Consider the following 17,203-nt stretch of genomic DNA (forward strand, 5'->3'; position numbering starts at 1 on the left):
GGCCGTCGTCACGACCCAGATGCCCGGCCGGGAATTTCCACCGGCCCTTTCAGCCTTGTGCTGTGCGGTGCCACGTCCTGCGAGGGCGGGGCGGACGGACCGCCGAGGCGCGCTGAACCGCGCCCGTGCGAGTCTGGCGAGGACTAGGAAGAAGGGGTGCGTGCGATGAGCCGGAACGAGGAGAAGGCACTGCTGGCCGGTGGCTGCTTCTGGGGCGTGCAGGATCTGATCAGGACGTTCCCGGGTGTCCTCGACACGCGGGTGGGGTACAGCGGCGGCGACGTGGCCAACGCGACGTACCGCAACCACGGCACGCATGCCGAGGCGATCGAGATCACCTTCGATCCCACGAAGACCGACTACCGGACGATCCTGGAGTACTTCTTCCAGATCCACGACCCGTCGACGAAGAACCGCCAGGGCAACGACATCGGTCTCAGCTACCGGTCCGCCATCTTCTACGTCGACGACGAGCAGAAGCGGGTGGCCGAGGACACCATCGCGGATGTCGACGCCTCCGGACTGTGGCCCGGGAAGGTCGTGACCGAGGTCGCGCCGGCCGGTCCGTTCTGGGAGGCGGAGCCGGAGCACCAGGACTACCTGCAGCGGTACCCCGACGGCTACACCTGCCACTTCGTCCGCCCGAACTGGCGGCTGCCGAAGCGCGCGGAAGCCTGAGCGTGACGTGACGGCGCGCGGCCCGGCGGGCCGCGCGCCGTCGATGCGGCGGCCCTGGCCGTGAGGTGTGGATGCGGTGGCCTCGGCCGTGGGCTGTCGGGCGTTCGTCGCGGATACGGCCTTGGTGCGCCTCCGTGCCGTTCGCGGGGGCTGCCTGCGTGTACGACCTTGGGTGCCGCCCTGCTCGCGATGGCTGCCCGCGTGTGTGTCCGGTCGGCGCGGCGGGCCTCGGTGGGCGGTCGTCGGCGGGGGCCCTGCGGATGTTGTCGGCGGGCCGGCCCGAGGGTTGGCCATGACCGTGACCGCCACCGGCGTTGCGCCCGCCGCTGCGCCGAGGACCACCGCAGTTGCGTCGAGGCCCACTGCAGTTGCTTTGAGGACCACCGCAGTTGCCCCGAGGACCACCGTCGTTGCGTCGAGGACCTCTGCCGTTGAGCCGAGGCCTCCGCCTTGGCGCCCACCCTCCCCGTGGCGCCGACCTCCCCGTGCCCCCGTGGCGCCGAGTTCCACGTGTCGTCGCCCCCCGGTGGCGCTGACACCCCCGAGAGGCCGCCCCCCCCGGTGGCGCGCAGCACCACCGACATGGCCCCGGCCGCGCGCCGAGCGCCCCGCAGGGATCGCCGCCCCTGAAAAGCCTTGCTCGCGTCAGACGTATTCGTTCCGCTTGAGCTCGATCACCCAGGCCCGGCGTTCGCAGATCTTCCCGTCGCGCATGCGGAAGACCTCGGCCATCGACATGCGCATCAGCTCTCCCGTGTCACGCATCACCGTTCCGGTGAGCTCGGCCATGACCACGTCGTCCTCCTCGACCATGCGGACGACCTCCAGCCGGGGAGGCGGGACGAAGCCGGGGCCCTCGATCGCGGCGTCGTACGCCTCCTTTCCGGTCAGGTGGAATCCGCCGAAGACCGTCCACTCGATGTCATCGGTGAGACAACTCAGGATCTCCGCGTGATCGTTCTTCCGGAAACCGTTCAAGTAGGTCTCGACGGTCTGCTTGTTCCGGGACATGGCTCCTGCTTTCCATCGCGGGGGAGGGGAAGACGGCCGCACGTGCTCAGGAGGCGCTGATCCGGACCGTGAACCGTCGAGGCACCTCCATAGCGCTGTCGCGTCCGCGAGGCAAGCCGGGCTCACTCGAAGGTGTGGTGCCGTACTGCAGATAGAGTTGCGGGCCTCTAAAGGCGTAGTGTCATATGCCTGTTGCCCAGGGCAGGCGGGCAACTCGCAGGCGGGGGCCAGGGGAGAGGACGGCATCACGAGATGACGAGCACCGACTGGAGCGATCGAGGATTGTGCCGCACGGCCGATCCGGACGACCTTTTCGTCGAGGGCGCGGCGCAGAACCGGGCCAAAATGCTGTGCATCGGCTGCCCCGTGCTCACCGAATGCCTCGCTTACGCGCTGGACCAGCGCATCGAGCACGGCGTCTGGGGAGGCATGACCGAGCGTGAGCGCCGCGCCCTGCTGCGCCGCAGGCCGACGGTGACGTCCTGGCTGAACCTTCTCGAAACGGCCCGAGTGGAACACGAACGCGCGAAGGACGCCGGGGTCGTGGCTTCCAGGGCGAGCTGACCTCCGGGTCCATGCATCGCTTCCGGGGGCGCGATCGGCGTCCCGCTCGTCGCGGTGGCACGGGGTCCACGCGGCCCCGGGTCGTGCCCATCAGCGTGACGGGCGCCGATGTCGTGCTCGTCGGCTGTTTCTCCGCCAAGGAGAAGGACTTCGTGGCGATCATGGACGCGGCGGCGACGGAACTGACGGCACGCGGCGCCCGAATCGTCGGGCGGATCACGCAACGGCGTGGTGTCTCGGACGGCGGGGTCCGGAAGATGGCCCTGCCGTATTCCTCACGCACACTGCTCAGTTCCGGCAAGATCCGTGAAGTGGCGGCGCACTGCGAAGAGACGGAAGCCGACGTGGTCGTCTTCGTCCCCGCCCTGACGGACCGACAACGGCACGTACTGACAGAGATATTCGATCGGCCCACGGTGGGCGTTTCCGGGATCACCGACACCGGGTGAGCCGCGATTGCCTGTGTTCCGCAATTCACCCTTGGTAGGCCGGATGTCCGCGGAAGGTGAACGCACTTGGTTCGGCGGCGCCGCCGGAGTTGCGCGTTGCTCCGGCCCGAAATCCGCTGGCTCCGGGCCCGGGTGATCCCTAGCATCTGATCATGATCGAGAGTGCGGGGACTGCGGGCGACGAGCGCGACGAGGCGCCGGCGCGGAACTTCGCCTGGCGTTCGGCGTCCGTCGGGCTCGCGGTGGTCGAGGCGGACGACGCCGAGTTGCTGCACGGCTGGCGATCCGATCCGGCGAACGCCTACGAGTTCTGCACCTGGCCGCGGTCCCTCGCCTGGCTGCGGGAGCGCATCGAGCGCGACAGCGAGGACGACGACTGCGACGCGTTCCTCGTCCTGCTCCCGGACGGCACTCCCATCGGCCAGACCGCGCTCAGCCGTCAGAACATGCTCGACGGCACCGCGGAGGTCGAGTTGATGCTGGACCCGCGGCACCGGGGGCAGGGCCACGGCGCCGACGCGCTCGACGCCCTGGTGGACCTCGCCTTCGGCGAACTCCCGCTGTACCGGCTCACGGCCGAGACGCACACCGGGAACACCCGCGCTCTGGCCGTCCTCGCCAAGTCGGGCTTCGTCCAGGAGGGCGTCAGCCGTGGCGCCTGCCTCCATCGGGGCCGGCGCCACGACCTCGCGGTGTTCTCCTTGCTGCGCCCCGAATGGGAGGCGCTGAACCGTCCGCGCGCCTGGGACGCCTGACCGGACGAATCGATGCCGGGGGCGCCGCATTGAGGCAGAGCAGCGGAATCCACTGAATGCGTAAACGCCGTCATGTCCGTGACGTTCATCCGGGTCCGGTGACGGCCTGACCGGAACCGTCGCCGGGCCCGGCGCTTCCCGCTAGGCTCCGGTCCGTACCTGTGGTCGGCGGGACGGCCGAAGCGCCGGTGACGTGGTCGTCCGACCGGTCATGAGCGCCAGGCCCACTCGTTCGGAGCACGGCAGTGCGACCCGTCCGTGGCGGCGGCTTCCGGGCTTCAGCCGGCCGGGAGCCGCCGCCACGGACATGAGCCCGACCCGCCCCGTCACGCCGGCACCCGGCGACCGGCACCGCCTCCCGGGTGCCGGTGGGCACAGACACCCACGTTCGCGTACCGACACCCCTCACAGAGGTCCGATGCCTAACCTCAGATTTGGCAAGTACCTGACATTAGCCGCAGCCGCCCTCCTGCTGCTGGCCACGGCTCCCGGGGCGATCGCCGCCCCAGTGGAATCCCCTGACGGCGCGGGTCAGGGAACCTCCTCCGTCACCGCGGCGGCCGAGACCTGGAAAGCGCCGCTCTCCACTCGCGGACGCTACATCGTGGACGCCGACGGCAACCGTTTCCGGCTGAAGTCGGCCAACTGGGACGGCGCGCAAGGTTCCTGGACGGGCAGCGGCAGCAAGGACGACGCGGCCAACCACCACGCCGGCCAGAACTCCTACGGCGTGCCGCTCGGCCTGGACCGCGCCCCGCTGGCCCAACTGCTCGACGACTTCCACCAGCTGGGCATCAACAGCATCCGGCTGCCCTTCTCCAACGAGATGATCCATGCGACGACGCCGGTGCCGGACGCCGCCATCGCGGCGAACCCGGACCTGCGCGGCAGGACACCGCTGCAGGTCTACGACGCCGTGGTCGCCGCGCTCACCCGAAGCGGGTTCGCGGTCATCCTCAACAACCACACCAACACCTCGCGTTGGTGCTGTGGTGTCGACGGCAACGAGCGCTGGAACAGCAGTCAGTCCACGCAGCAGTGGGCGGACGACTGGGTCTTCATGGCCCGCCGCTACGCCGGTGACCCGCGGGTGGTGGGCGCCGATCTCTACAACGAGGTACGGCGCGACGTACTGGACGATCCCAACTGGGGCCTGGGAGACGCCCACGACTGGTACGCGGCGGCCCAACTCGCCGGTGACCGCATCCTCTCCGAGGCCAACCCCAACCTCCTCATCGTCATCGAGGGAATCAACTGGACCGGTATCCCGGTCGACGGGTTCGCGCACGGACGCCCCACCCTCACCCCCGCGCGCAACCTGTCGCACACCCTCGTCGCCGCCCACAAGCTGGTGTACTCCGCGCACTTCTACGGATACACCGGCCCCAACCACAGCGGCGCGACCGGCATCGGCGAGACCCACGACGCCCGGTACCAGGACCTCAGCCGCGACCAGCTCTACCAGGTCCTCAACGACCAGGCCTTCTTCGTCTCCTCCGAGGCCAAGCAGCACTTCACCGCTCCCGTCTGGATCAGCGAGTTCGGCATCGGTGCCGGCGAGACCGGCGCGGCCGCCCGGACGTGGTTCGGCAACATCACCGACTACTTCGCCGACCACGACGTCGACTTCGCCTACTGGCCGCTCGTCAGCTGGCAAGGCCATGACGACTGGTCCCTCCTGCGCTACGACGCCTCCGGCAACCGGTACGGAATCCTCGACCAGTCCGACTGGCGCGGCACCGCGTGGAACCGGCTCATGACCGCCCCGACCCGCACCGGGTCCGTGGACGCCGTCCCGAGCTGGCACATGCTCGCCACCGACCACGGCGACTACGTGCAGTCGCTGCGGGTGCGCGCGGGCGGCGACTGGAACTCGGGCGCCTCCAAGGCCGTTTGCCCCGACGGCGAACGGCTGGTCGGACTCGGCCACAGCGGTGTTCGCGCGCTGTGCACCGACGTCTCCACCGGCGACCTCCGCTCCGCGGCCGGCACCCAGACGGTCGTGACCGACGAGCGTCATGTGCCCTCGGGCGGCGACTGGGCGTCCGGGTACACCAAGTTGCAGTGCCCCTCGGGGAACTTCCTCATCGGCTACAGCCGCCGCGGTGGCCGCACGTCAGCGGCTCTGTGCGTTCCGGCCGCCGCCTCGCTGGCCGGTGCCGGGCGAACCGTGTGGTTCGACCGCTCCGACAACCGGCCCGCGGGTGCGGCCGGAGGCGACTTCGCGAACGGCGACTACAAGGGCCAGTGCGCCGATGACGAGTACGCCGCCGGAATCGCGTACACGACCCGCTTCGGCGCCAGTCAGGGACCGGCCGCGCTGCTGTGCCGCAAGCTGAGCTGATCCGCTCGGCCGCCGTCGACGCGGCGCACACCCGGACGTGCCGTGCCCGGGTGTGCGCCGCGCAGTGACGGACGTACGACAGCGCCGAAACCGTCAGGACCCGGTCGCCCGAGCCCATGCCCGTGGGCCGGCCGGGTCCTGACGGTGTTCGGCGGCGGGTGACGCGAGCGGCCTCAGAACCGCCGGGCCGATTCCTCGGCGTGGGCCATGCGCCGCAGGCTCAGCAGCACCGGTTCGTACAGCACCGTGAGCGCGACGGCCGCCTCGATCTGCTCGCTCGGGGTCGGCTGCGCCTCGACCAGATCCAGGTCGGTGACCGCCAGTTGCGCCGCCAGCCGCCCGTACGGGAGCAACGCCTCGGTGTCACAGGGGTAGCCGAGCCGGACCAGGGCGGCGACCGAGTCGATGAGCCTTCGGTGGGCGGGGTTGAGCAGGTCCACACCGGGCTCGCAGCTCCAGCCGAGCCGCTCCAGCAGGGCCTCGACCGAGCGGCAGGCGGTCGCCACCGCCGGATCGTCCTCGGCCGGCTTCTCGGCGGTGGGCAGCGCGCGGGTCGCCGCGCCCAGTCGCAGATGGTGGTCCAGCGAGTCGTCCTCGGCCGCGGCGATCACCTCGCGCGCGTCCGCCACCGAGACCCCGCCGATCTGGATCAGTGCCCGCACCAGGCGCAGTCGCCGCAGGTGGTCCTCGCCGTACTCGGCCTGGGTGGCGGAGATCCGGCGGCCGGGCTGGAGCAGTCCTTCGCGCAGGTAGTACTTGATCGTGGCGGTCGACACGCCGCTGCGCTCGCTCAGCTCCGCCAGTCGCATCCGGTTGCACCCTTCGTCGGACAGTGACACTATCCAAGCATGGATCGTGCCACTATCCAACACGAGAACGGGGAATCTCATGGGTAATGCACCGACATCCGGACGACGGGTCACGGCCTCGGCCGAGGGCGAAATCGTCGTCTTCCTCATCGGCATGCGGATCAACCGCTGGCGGGCCGTCCGCCACTGGCTGCCGACGCTGCTGGCGATGCCGCGCATGCTGAAGGAACTCGCGCAGGACGGCGACAGCGGACTGCTGGGCCACCGGGGGCTGGGCGGCGGTCCGCGCGTGTTCACCACCGCGCAGTACTGGGAGTCGCGCGAGAAGCTGCTCGCGTACGCCTCCGACCAGGGCCGGGAGCACCGTCCCGCGTGGGCGGCGTTCAACCGGCGGCTGCGCAACAGCAACGGCAGCGTGGGGGTCTGGCACGAGACGTACATCGTCCCCGCCGGTTCGTACGAGTCGATCTACGTCGACATGCCGCCGTCCGGTCTGGGCGCGGCGTGGGGAGTCGAGCCCGTCGAACGGCGCGGGGAGCGCGCGGCGCAGCGACTGGCGGACAAGGCCTCCTAGGGCCTGCCGGTGCGGCCGGGCGACGACGGGAGTCGGACACGGGACCCGGCGCCGCCCGACCGGCGGCCCGCGTCGGCAGCGTGCGCGTCAGTCCCGCCCCGGGTGGGTCCAGATCCGCAGCGGGCCGATCGGTTCGAAGCCGTGTCGCACGGCGGCGGCCAAGTCGTCGCCGTGCTCGTAGCCGACCACGGGCAGGGCGGGGAACAGCGTGTGGACGGCGTTCGGCACGTGCGCCCAGGCCGCTTCAAGGCCGCCGTCGCGTGCGAAAACGTTGGAGATCCCGACCACTCGGTCGCTGCGGCTCGCCACCGCTCCGGCGGCCACGCGGCCGTCGGCGGAGCGCCCGGTGAGCACGAAGGTGGCCGGGTCGTCGAGCAGTCCGGGGCGGAACAGGTCCGCGTCGCCGTTCCCGTCGTCCCAGGCCAGAGCCCAGTCGCGCAACGCGTCCGGATCGCTCGCCACGCTCCAGACGAGCTCGGGGGAATCGGCGGGTTCGGGGGAAGCGGCGGGCCCGCTCGCCGGGCGGTGGATCCACTGTGCCTCGAACAGGACCTTGAATCCGGCCGCCGTCAGGTCGAGGTCGGCGAAGCTGTCCTTGACGGAGGCGCCGGGTACCAGCGTCACCGCGTCCGGGTAGTACCGCGGGGTGCGGTCCGGGGCGGCCCAGGCCTGCTCCGTGAAGTCGCCCTCCACGCCGTGGGATCGGCTCATCGCCGCGCACCACTCGGCGTTGTTGCGAGCGGCGGCGCGGGCCAGGGACGGGTTCGGCGTCTTCATGAGTGCGGATCATGGCACGCCCCGCCGGGCGGCTCCTCGTCCGGTCCCGCCGGGCGGCTCTACGCCCTGTCCCTCCGGGTGGACACGATCGCCCGGAGGGACAGGGCTGGAGGGGGTGAGGGCCCGAGACCGGGCAGGGATTCGGGCCCTCACGTGTCGCGCATCCGTCGGGGGCGTTTGCGCGCTGACCACTTCAACGAGCTTCGTCTCCGGGGGATACGTTTTCGCCGCCGGGCCCGGCGACCTGGGCCGAAGGGGGGTCCGACGACCCCTCAGGGCAGCCGCTGGACCAGCCTGTCGACGAGCGCTGATGGTTGAGACAGCGCGGCCAGATGTCCACCGGGAATGGTCTCGGCCTCGATCCCGAGACGGTCGCGGGCCACTCGGCGCTGGAAGTCCACCGGGAAGAACCGGTCCCCGGTCGCGGCCAGCACCCGGGTGGGGGTGTCGGGCCAGCGCTCGATCTCGCAGGGCTGGTTGAAGGCGATGTCGGCCTCCGGTCCCTCATGGTCCGCTCCGGCGGCGGCGATCTCGGCCGGAACGTCGTGCAGGAAGTAGGTGTCCATGTCGAACTCGGCGCCGTAGCCGCCCGCTTCGGCCGCCGCGAGGCGCGCCGGCTCCGAGCCGGTGTTGCCCCACCACTGCCCGGGCGTCTCGCCCGGCAGCGGCACCATCGCGTTGACGAGGACCAGCAGTCCGACCGGAACACGGGCGCAGACCATCGGCGCAGTGAAGCCGCCCATCGACTGCGCGACCAGCACCGTACCGGCGCGGTCGCCGATCACCGCGGCCACGGCGTCGGCGTACTCGGGCAACCCCTGGGACTCGTCGGCCCCGGGCAGATCGACCGCGACCGCCTCATGCCCCCTCGCCCGCAGTTCGGACACCACAGGATGCCAGTACCAGGCCGCACCCCCGGCCCCGGGAATCAAGACAAACACCCTCGTCCTCGCCTCCGTCCGTTTCACCCTGTCCATGCAGACCACCTGGAGCGACGAAAGTCATCGGTGACGACCGGGCGGCCTTCCTGGCCGATGTTCCATCCCGGCGACGGCACCTCGTCGCAGAACACGCGGGCGAGACACGTGCCGGTCGGTTGCACGCGGGCCCGCTGCGCGGACCGGGCGGGGACTCATGGGACGTGGCCCGGCACCCGGCTCAGGTTCCGGGGAGGATACGGCGCGTCTCGTAGGCCCACATCGCGATCTCGACCCGGTTGCGGGCGCCGAGTTTGGCCATCAGGCTGGCCAGATGCGTCTTCACCGTGCTGAGGCTGATGTGCAGTGCATCGGCGATCTCGGTGTTGGTCAGCCCGCGAGCGACGGCGAGGAGGACCTGCTCCTCGCGCGCGGTGACGGGGGAGACCGGCTGGGCCACGGGCCGCCCGGCGGGGAGGTCAGCGAATGCCTGGAGCAGACGGACGGTGACGCTGGGCGCAATGAGCGCCTCACCGCCGGACGCCGACCGTACGGCCTGCGCCAGAAGGTCTGGTCCCGTGTCCTTGAGGAGGAATCCGCGGGCGCCGGCACGCAGCGCGCCGTAGACGTACTCGTCGAGGTCGAACGTGGTGATGACGACCACGGTCAGCGGATCGGCGACGCCCGGGCCGGCGACCAGCCGGGTGGCCTCGAGCCCGTCGATCACGGGCATGCGGATGTCGAACAGGCAGACGTCGGGGCGCAGTTCGCGGGCCAGACGTACCGCCTCCTGTCCGTCGGCGGCCTCGCCGACCACCTCGATGCCGGGCTGGGCGTTCAGCATGATCCGCAGCCCGGTGCGGATGATGGTCTGGTCGTCAGCGACGAGGACGCGGATGGGCACCGCTCTCGGTCCTCCCTCTCGGCAGCTCGGCTTCGACAAGCCAGCCCTGGTCGGTGCCGGGGCCGGCTTGTAGTGTGCCGCCGAGCAGCGTCGCGCGCTCGCGCAGTCCGGTGAGTCCGTATCCGGCACGGCCTCGGTTGGTGCGGTGGCCGTTGTCGCGCACGCTCACCCGTACCGTGTGCCGGTCCGCGGTGACCCGGACGACGACCTCGGTCGCGTCGACCGCATGGCGCATGGCGTTGGTCACCGACTCCTGCACAATGCGGTAGACGGCCGCGTCCACGGCCGGGGACAGCGTGTCCAGTTCGCCGTCGAGACCCAGGTCGACCCTGAGGCGACCACCCGGGGTGCGCACCAGGCGTTCCAGATCCGCGACGCCGGCAGGCGGCGCCAGCTCGGCGCCGACCCCGCGGTCGCGCAGCGCGGCGACCATGGCGCGCATCTCCTCCAGCGTGCGCGCCCCTTCCTCCTCGACCCCCTCCAGCGCCTCGACGGCGGCGGACGGGTCGGTTCCCGCGAGCACCCGGCCCGCCTGGGCGCTGATCACCATGGCCGAGACGTGGTGGGCCACGGTGTCGTGCAGTTCCCGGGCGAGCTGCTCACGCTCGCGGGAGCGTACCTGCTCCAACTGCCGCTCGCGAGCGGTCCCCCAGAGCCGCACGGCGGCCCCGATCAAGCCGGGCAGCGACAGGAAGACGAAGCCCCCGACCTGTTCGGCGGCCGGAGTGTCGTCCGCGGTGACCCCCAGCGCGAAGGCCGTGAGGATCACCGCGCTGCCCAGCACGACCTCCCGTCCCGATCCCCACCGGGGCAGCGCATACACCAGCACGACCACGACCACGCCGGTGTCCAGGCCGACGGGCTCGCGCGGTGCGGCGACCAGTGAGGCCAGCTGGAGCAGGATCACCGAGCCGAACCCCAGCGTGACCATCGCCAGTGGGCGGGTCCGGCGCCACAGGGGCAGCAGGCACAGCCATACGGCGAACACCACCGCCACCGGCCGCCACACGACGTTCTCGCGCAGGGTGGCCTCCAGCACCACAGCGACCAGGCTCGCGGCGAGCAGCGCCCAGTCCCGCCACACCCGGGCGGGCGCGTCGGGCGGCCGGGGTTCGGTCCACAGGGTTCGCAGGTCGTCTCGCAGCACGGTTCTCAGCCTAGGGGCCGCGCCGTGCCGCGCATCGGCCGAAAGAACGGGTCGCCACTCCGCCCCGGGGCCGACGGATCCGCGGCCCGCGGGCCGATGCCGCGGAGCGCCGTGGCGACGAGCCTCGGTATCGGCGGCCGTACAAGGACGGCCGACGAGGTGGTTGGAGGACCCGATGCTCTCGAAAGCCCTGTCGCGCCTGGGCACAAGCGCCGCCCGCCATCCCTGGCGGGTGATCGCGGCATGGCTGGTCGCCGCCACGCTCGTCGTCCTCGCCGCCGTCGCCTTCGGCGGGCGGACGGCGGACTCGATGACCGCTCCGGGACTGGACTCCGGACGGGCCGCGGAGCTGATCGAGCGGGCCGGCACCGGCCAGGAGGGGATGACCGCCCAGGTGGTCGTCACCCCCCTCGACGGCGGTGCGACGTTCTTCGACGACGACAGCGCGCGCACCGCGCTCACGCGGCTGCGGACCGAGGTGAAGCGGCTGCCGCACGTGCTCGGCACGAGCGACCCTGCGGGGGCACTCCACGCGGGCGGGGACACCGCCGTGCGCGGCGGCCTCGTCTCGGCCGACGGGCGGATCGCGGTCGTCCGGGTGCAGTACCCCGACCAGAGCCGGCTGTCGGCCGAAGACCTCGACGCCCTCGTCGATCTCGGCGACCGGCTGCGCGCCGAGCTGCCGCTGCGCATCGAGATGGGCGGGAACCTCTTCTACGCCTTCTCCGACGCGGACGGCGGCGCGAGCGAGCTGATCGGCCTCCTCGCCGCGGCCGCGATCCTGTTCCTGGCGTTCGGTTCGCTCGTCGCCGCCGCGCTGCCGATCGGCATGGCGGTCTTCGGACTGACCGTCGGGGTCGCCACGATGACGGTACTGGCGGGGGTGACGGACGTCCCCACCTTCGCCCCGGTCCTGGGCAGCATGGTCGGGCTCGGAGTGGGCATCGACTACGCGCTGTTCGTGCTCGCCAGGCACCGGGAGTACCTCGCGTGCGGGCTCGATCCGCAGGCGGCGGCCGGACGAGCGGTGGCAACGGCGGGGCGGCCGGTGGTCTTCGCCGGCGGCACCGTCGTCGTGTCGATCCTCGGCCTGGCGGTCGCGAACGTGCCGTTCATGACGGTGGGCGGGGTTGCCGTCTCGATCGTCGTCCTGACGATGGTGCTCGCGTCGGTGACGCTGCTGCCGGCCTTCCTCGGCGCGGCGGGGGCGCGGCTGGGCCGGGCCGGCCGGATCGGCCGGGCACTTCGGGCCGGGTGGTCGGGCCTCCTCGGCCGACGGCGGGACACGGCGGCGGGCGCCGCCCACGCCGCCGGGTGGCGTCGCTGGATCGGGCACGTCAGCCGGCACCCGGTGCCGTACGCGGTCGGCGCGGCGGGGCTGCTGCTGACCGCGACGCTGCCCGTGCTCGGCCTGCGCGTCGGCCTGCCGGACGACGGCTCACTGCCCCACAGTCGTACCGAGCGCCGGGCCTACGACCTCGTCGCCGAGGGGTTCGGCCCGGGCACCAACGGTCCCCTCGTCATCGCCGCGGACCCCGCCGGTGATCCGGGAGCGCTGGACCGACTCGTCGGGGCCGTCGCGGCGGATCCGGGCATCGCATCCGTCGCGCCGACGCACGTCGACCGGGCCACCGGCATCGCGACCCTCGTGGTGTTCCCGACCACCAGCCCTCAGGACAGGGCCACGGCCGACACCATCGCCCGGCTGCGCACCGACGTGCTGCCCACGGCGATCGGGCACGGCCCGGCCAGGGCCCACGTCGGCGGCGCCGCCGCGAGCCTGTCCGATGTGGGCCAACGCACCAGCCAGCGTCTGCCGGTGTTCGTCGCCGCCGTGCTGGCGATGTCGTTCCTGCTGCTGATGCTGGTCTTCCGCTCGATACTCGTACCGCTCAAGGCGGTACTGCTGAATCTGCTGAGCATCGGCGCGGCCTACGGCATCATGGTCGCGGTCTTCCAGTGGGGCTGGGGAGGCGCACTCATCGGGCTGGAAGCGACGGTTCCGATCGTGTCGTTCATCCCGATGTTCCTCTTCGCCATCCTGTTCGGCCTGTCGATGGACTACGAGGTGTTCCTCCTCTCCCGCGTACGCGAGGAGTACCTGCGCACCGGCGACAACGGCACGGCGATCGTCGACGGCGTCTCGCGCACCGCCCGGATCATCACCTCGGCCGCCCTCATCATGGTGGCGGTCTTCCTGTCCTTCGCGGTTGCCGAGGACCCCTCCACCAAGATGTTCGGGCTCGGCCTGGCCACCGCGATCTTCATCGACGCCACGGTCGTGCGCATGGTGCTGGTACCGGCGACCATGACACTCCTCGGCCGGACCAACTGGTGGCTGCCGAAGTGGCTGGACCGGATGCTTCCCCGCGGTCCGGTCGGCACCGACGGCACCGGCGCGGAATCCACGGATGAGGCTCCGCATTCACGGCTGGTCGACCGTTGACCCAACTCCAGCCCGCCCTGGGCGTCCTGCACTTCAGCGCGTCACCCTGGGGCATGTCGAGTCGTGTTCCCGGTCCGTTCCGTCGCCGCGCCGGTACCGGTGCGGGCCCTTGCCGCCGAGCGGCGGTGACGACCGGAACCGCGTCGACACGGGACGACGGATGTTTGCCGCGGAGTCGTCCGTGACGTGAAGTTCCTTGACTGTGAAGGGAGTTCGGGAGTTCCGTACGTAGGCGCGAGGATCGGTGGAACTGTCCGCGAGGGCGAAGGTCATGACAGACTGATCGGCGTTCCAGGGGGTCGATGAGGCGTGAGACGTGAGTGCACCGCGGTCTGCTCCGGCCGTTCGCGATGCGGTGCCGGGCGTCCCGCTGCTCCGGCAAGTGATGAGCAGCCGAACCTCCCCGTCTTACAGGTGAGTTGCGCGTACGTCGCTCCGTCGCACCCGGAAGTGTCCGGGGTCGCTCTCCCGCCTTTCACCCTCACAAGTCCCGTACACCTACGGTGTCACCGGCACGGCCGCGCGGGGTCCGGCCGGACGAGTGCCCACGCCACGCACGCCCACATGACGTCCGGCAGGGGAGCCCCTGGCGGACGTCCGCAAGGAGACAAGACGATGAAGCACGCCGTGAACGCCGCCGCAGAGCTGGGAACCCAGGGGTGGAGCAAGCCCTGGAGCGACGGCGGCGACGACGGTTGCGTCGAGATCAAGGAACTCGGCGGCGGTGTCGTGGCGGTCAGGCAGGCGACAGACCCGGACGGTCCCGCCCTCATCTGTGCCTCCTCGGTCATCGCCGAGTTCGTCGGCGGCGCCAAGGAGGGGCGAGCGGACTTCCTCGTCGTCTGACATGCCTGCCGGACGACCTCTCCCGCAAGGCTCCGGAATCGGGCATGATGGGGCATCCGTACCGGTCAAGCGGCTCCGCGCCGTTGTCGGACTGAACCGTTCACCGCTCCCGTACGTCGAGTGAATGTCGCCCCGCCCCGTTCGTCGCACGTTGCCCGGTCAGGCCCGGCCGCACGTGTGCACGGGTGGTGCCGCGACACCAGCAATGTCGTCAACCCGGGGAGGAAATCCAGTGGCGCCGGTGCTTGTCGGACGCGAAGGACTACTGGCCGGAGAACGCATACCGGTGATCGGCACCCGGGTCACGTTCGGGCGCAACCCCGAGAACACGGTCGTCGTCTCCAGCTTGAGCGTCTCCCGCTTCCACGCCGAGATCGTCCTGGACGACACCCAGGGTTACGTCCTGCGCGACTGCGGCAGCAGCAACGGCACGCTGGTCAACGGCGAGGAGATCGAGTCCCGGCTCCTCCAGGCCGGCGACGACATCACCATCGGCGACCAGGAGTTCCGCTTCGAGGTCGCGGACGCCATGGAGACGATCATGGCGCTCTCCCTGCCCAGGGCGCTGACCCATGGTGACGAGGAACTGGAACACGGGCCGGTTCTGCGGGTCACCATCGCGGGCGGAGGCCCCGTCGGCCTGTCGCTCGCCCTGCTGCTGGAGCACTTCCTCGGCGCTCAGGTGAACATCACCGTCTACGACGGCCGGTGGCGGAAACAGGGCCGCAAGATCGTCTGGAAGGACGCGAGTCAGGGCAACGTGCGGCGCCAGCAGGTGGTGACCGTGCAGAGCCGCCAGTACCTCAGCCTGCCCGCGGAGGTGCAGGCCCGGCTGTTCGACCCGGACAGCTACACCGAGATGTGGCCGTCGGGTCCCGACTCCATCGGCGACCACCACCCGCGCAACATGCGCATCGCCTACATCGAGGACCGGCTCCTGGAAGTGGCGAACGAGAAGCGGAGCCGTATCCGGCTCGTCCCCGCCCGGTTCAGCGTCGAAGAGGAGCGGGACGCGCTGGCCGGCCAACACGTCCTGGCCATCTGCGACGGCGGACGGTCGCACACGCGCGAGCACTTCGCCGCCAAGTTCGGCAAGGCGGACGAATCCATCTACTCGCTGGACGACCGCCACCTCCAGGACGTCGTCCTCGGCCTGCGGGTGAAATCGGCGCTGGCCGACCCCATGGCCGTCCTGCTCACCGTCGGGCAGAACCGGTTCCTGCTCAACTCCCTGCGCGGCGAGGGTTTCCTCAACATGCGGCTGACGGACGCCGAGGCCGCGGAGGTCGTCGGCATCGACCCGGTCCGCCGCGTCTTCGAGGAGTGCATCGCCTCGCGCCCCTGTCTCATGGGGCGCGACGAGCACGGCGACTACCGCTGCTCCACGCACAGCACCCTGTTCCTGCCCGCCCTCATCAAGGGCTCCGCCCTGTGGAGGCGGGTGGGCGAGGGACTGCGCCTGTTCGGCGTCGAGCCCGGCGAACTCAGCGCGGTCACGTCGTTCCGTCTCAGCATGGTGCAACGCCCGCGCTTCACCGCCGAGTTGCTGCCGCCCACGGCCAACACGCCGGGCACGTACGGATTCCTGCTGGGCGACGCCGCCAACTCCATCCACTTCTGGCCGGGCCGGGGACTCAACAGCGGCCTGGCCTCGGCGATCTCGCTCGCCCGTTCCCTCAATGGCGCCTGGAACGGCAAGCCCTTCCGGGACGCGGACTTCCTGCGCCACGAGGCCGCCATGTCGATGCTCCAGTACCGCCACAAGAGCCGCGCCTGGAAGGCGATGGTGACCACCGACGACAAGGGCGCCACCTGGGCCATCAAGGACATCATCGCGCACGGCATCGACGGGATCGCCGAGGAGCCGGACCGCGAGTCCGACACCGCGACACTGCTGGAGCGGCTGCGCGGGATCCGTTCCCGGCTGGCCACGCGCATGTCCGGCATGCCGGACGACGAGGCGATCCTGGAACGTCTGGGGACCCTGGAGAACAGGACGCTGCGCATGCTGGTGCTCAGCGGCGCCTGGGACACCCTCACCATGGGCGGTGAGGAGGTCGACATCGACATCTTCTACGGCCCGGACTCCGCCGCTGCCGCGGCAGCCGTCGAGGCCCTTGAGCCGGCTGTGCCCGCGGATCCGGCGGTGGCCGCGGGCTGACGGTCCCGGTCCGGAGGGGGCTGACGAACCCGGTCCGGACGGGCCGACGATCCCCGTCCGGACCCGCCTGCCGTTCACTGGCCGACGGACAGCGAAGGTAAAGTGAACACCCTGTCCCCTGTCCTCAGATGTCTCAGAGCCGATGAAGGCAAGACCCGTGCGGGAGCGAACGAGCGTGCCCAGCGAGCGAGAGCCGGGCGTCCCGGTGGTCGGTCGAGCCGCCCAGGCCGCGGCGACGCGACAGCAGATCGTCGAGACGGCCCAGCGGCTGTTCGCCGCCCGTGGCTATCAAGCGACCTCGTTGCAGGCGATCGCCGACGAGATGGGCCTGACCAAAGCCGCGGTCTACTACCACTTCCGGACCAAGGCGCAGATCCTCCAGGCTGCACTCGATCCGACGGTGGAGGAAATGACCGTACTCCTGGACGAGTTGGCGGCCATGCCGTCACGCCGGGAGAGGCTGGACGCGTACGCGGTCGGCTGGGTCGACTTCCTGGTGCGCAACCGCGAACTCGGGACCATGCTCCTGCACGATCCCGAGATCCGCGCCGCCAGCGTCTACGCCGAGAACGACACCCGCAGGCGGCGCGTCCTGCGGGTGCTGTTCGGCGGCTCGCCCACGCCCGTCGAGCGCATGGCGTACGTGATGTGTCTGTGGATGCTGGAAGGTCTCGGGGAGTTGTCCGACCTCTCGGACGACGACCTGAGGGGCACCTTGCTCCTGACTGCCCGAGGTCTCCTCGCCATCCCGGAGGCCGAGGGTCCTCACAGGGCGTAGGGGCCCGCGGACGCCGCACGAACCCGTTTGACTAGCCGCTGGC

16 protein-coding genes are annotated in these 17,203 nt (G+C 71.0%); 10 read left to right on the forward strand and 6 right to left on the reverse strand.

The features are described from left to right. Window positions 1-165: 165 nt before the first annotated feature. The gene (gene msrA / locus ACFYYF_RS40025) at window positions 166-678 is read left to right on the forward strand and encodes a peptide-methionine (S)-S-oxide reductase MsrA (protein ID WP_361686475.1); all 513 of its coding nucleotides are present in this window, start codon (window positions 166-168) and stop codon (window positions 676-678) included. A gap of 645 nt (window positions 679-1,323) precedes the next feature. Here the strand turns inward: msrA and ACFYYF_RS40030 are convergent. Continuing rightward, window positions 1,324-1,689, reverse strand: a complete 366-nt coding sequence (locus tag ACFYYF_RS40030; protein ID WP_361686472.1) for a nuclear transport factor 2 family protein — start codon at window positions 1,687-1,689, stop codon at window positions 1,324-1,326. Window positions 1,690-1,941: 252 nt separating this feature from the next. Here ACFYYF_RS40030 and ACFYYF_RS40035 point away from each other — a divergent pair, with 252 nt between their 5' ends. From ACFYYF_RS40035 to ACFYYF_RS40050, 4 genes are all read left to right on the forward strand, one after another. Continuing rightward, window positions 1,942-2,253 (forward strand): WhiB family transcriptional regulator, encoded by a 312-nt coding sequence (locus ACFYYF_RS40035; protein WP_388784040.1) that lies wholly within the window; start codon window positions 1,942-1,944, stop codon window positions 2,251-2,253. Window positions 2,254-2,414: 161 nt separating this feature from the next. Next, entirely contained in the window at window positions 2,415-2,702 is a 288-nt protein-coding gene (locus tag ACFYYF_RS40040; RefSeq protein WP_388784115.1) for a hypothetical protein, read from the forward strand. A 152-nt stretch (window positions 2,703-2,854) separates the two neighbouring features. Then, entirely contained in the window at window positions 2,855-3,457 is a 603-nt protein-coding gene (locus ACFYYF_RS40045) for a GNAT family N-acetyltransferase (protein WP_388784043.1), read from the forward strand. A 418-nt stretch (window positions 3,458-3,875) separates the two neighbouring features. Further along, entirely contained in the window at window positions 3,876-5,801 is a 1,926-nt protein-coding gene (locus ACFYYF_RS40050) for a glycoside hydrolase family 5 protein (RefSeq protein WP_388784045.1), read from the forward strand. Between the two features lie 173 nt (window positions 5,802-5,974). Here the strand turns inward: ACFYYF_RS40050 and ACFYYF_RS40055 are convergent, their stop codons facing one another. Beyond that, window positions 5,975-6,610 (reverse strand): MerR family transcriptional regulator, encoded by a 636-nt coding sequence (locus ACFYYF_RS40055; RefSeq protein ID WP_388784048.1) that lies wholly within the window; start codon window positions 6,608-6,610, stop codon window positions 5,975-5,977. A gap of 79 nt (window positions 6,611-6,689) precedes the next feature. Here ACFYYF_RS40055 and ACFYYF_RS40060 point away from each other — a divergent pair, with 79 nt between their 5' ends. Continuing rightward, a complete protein-coding gene (locus ACFYYF_RS40060) occupies window positions 6,690-7,184 on the forward strand; it encodes a DUF4188 domain-containing protein (RefSeq protein WP_365483027.1) in 495 nt (164 codons plus the stop codon). A gap of 87 nt (window positions 7,185-7,271) precedes the next feature. Here the strand turns inward: ACFYYF_RS40060 and ACFYYF_RS40065 are convergent, their stop codons facing one another. The 4 genes from ACFYYF_RS40065 to ACFYYF_RS40080 form a co-directional block, all read right to left on the reverse strand. After that, complete coding sequence (locus ACFYYF_RS40065; RefSeq protein WP_388784051.1) at window positions 7,272-7,961, reverse strand: hypothetical protein; 690 nt, start codon at window positions 7,959-7,961, stop codon at window positions 7,272-7,274. Window positions 7,962-8,233: 272 nt separating this feature from the next. Next, window positions 8,234-8,938 carry an alpha/beta fold hydrolase gene (locus tag ACFYYF_RS40070; RefSeq protein WP_388784053.1) on the reverse strand — a complete coding sequence of 235 codons (705 nt, stop codon included), beginning with the start codon at window positions 8,936-8,938 and terminating at the stop codon, window positions 8,234-8,236. Window positions 8,939-9,119: 181 nt separating this feature from the next. After that, window positions 9,120-9,782 (reverse strand): response regulator transcription factor, encoded by a 663-nt coding sequence (locus ACFYYF_RS40075; RefSeq protein WP_361686449.1) that lies wholly within the window; start codon window positions 9,780-9,782, stop codon window positions 9,120-9,122. Further along, on the reverse strand, window positions 9,757-10,929 hold the full coding sequence (locus tag ACFYYF_RS40080; RefSeq protein ID WP_388784057.1) for a sensor histidine kinase: 1,173 nt from the start codon (window positions 10,927-10,929) through the stop codon (window positions 9,757-9,759). Before ACFYYF_RS40080 ends, ACFYYF_RS40075 begins: the two co-directional genes overlap by 26 nt. Window positions 10,930-11,104: 175 nt before the next feature. Between ACFYYF_RS40080 and ACFYYF_RS40085 the strand changes: the two genes are divergently transcribed. The 4 genes from ACFYYF_RS40085 to ACFYYF_RS40100 all read left to right on the forward strand — a co-directional run bounded on the left by ACFYYF_RS40085 (window position 11,105) and on the right by ACFYYF_RS40100 (window position 17,160). Continuing rightward, window positions 11,105-13,375, forward strand: a complete 2,271-nt coding sequence (locus ACFYYF_RS40085; protein ID WP_388784060.1) for an MMPL family transporter — start codon at window positions 11,105-11,107, stop codon at window positions 13,373-13,375. A 615-nt stretch (window positions 13,376-13,990) separates the two neighbouring features. Then, window positions 13,991-14,221 (forward strand): DUF397 domain-containing protein, encoded by a 231-nt coding sequence (locus ACFYYF_RS40090; RefSeq protein ID WP_388784063.1) that lies wholly within the window; start codon window positions 13,991-13,993, stop codon window positions 14,219-14,221. Window positions 14,222-14,462: 241 nt separating this feature from the next. Next, window positions 14,463-16,382, forward strand: a complete 1,920-nt coding sequence (locus ACFYYF_RS40095) for an FHA domain-containing protein (protein WP_388784066.1) — start codon at window positions 14,463-14,465, stop codon at window positions 16,380-16,382. Between the two features lie 175 nt (window positions 16,383-16,557). Next, entirely contained in the window at window positions 16,558-17,160 is a 603-nt protein-coding gene (locus ACFYYF_RS40100) for a TetR/AcrR family transcriptional regulator (protein WP_388784068.1), read from the forward strand. Window positions 17,161-17,203: the final 43 nt, after the last annotated feature.

The organism is Streptomyces sp. NPDC001914 (genome assembly GCF_042891215.1).
Classification (GTDB): Bacteria; Actinomycetota; Actinomycetes; order Streptomycetales; family Streptomycetaceae; genus Streptomyces.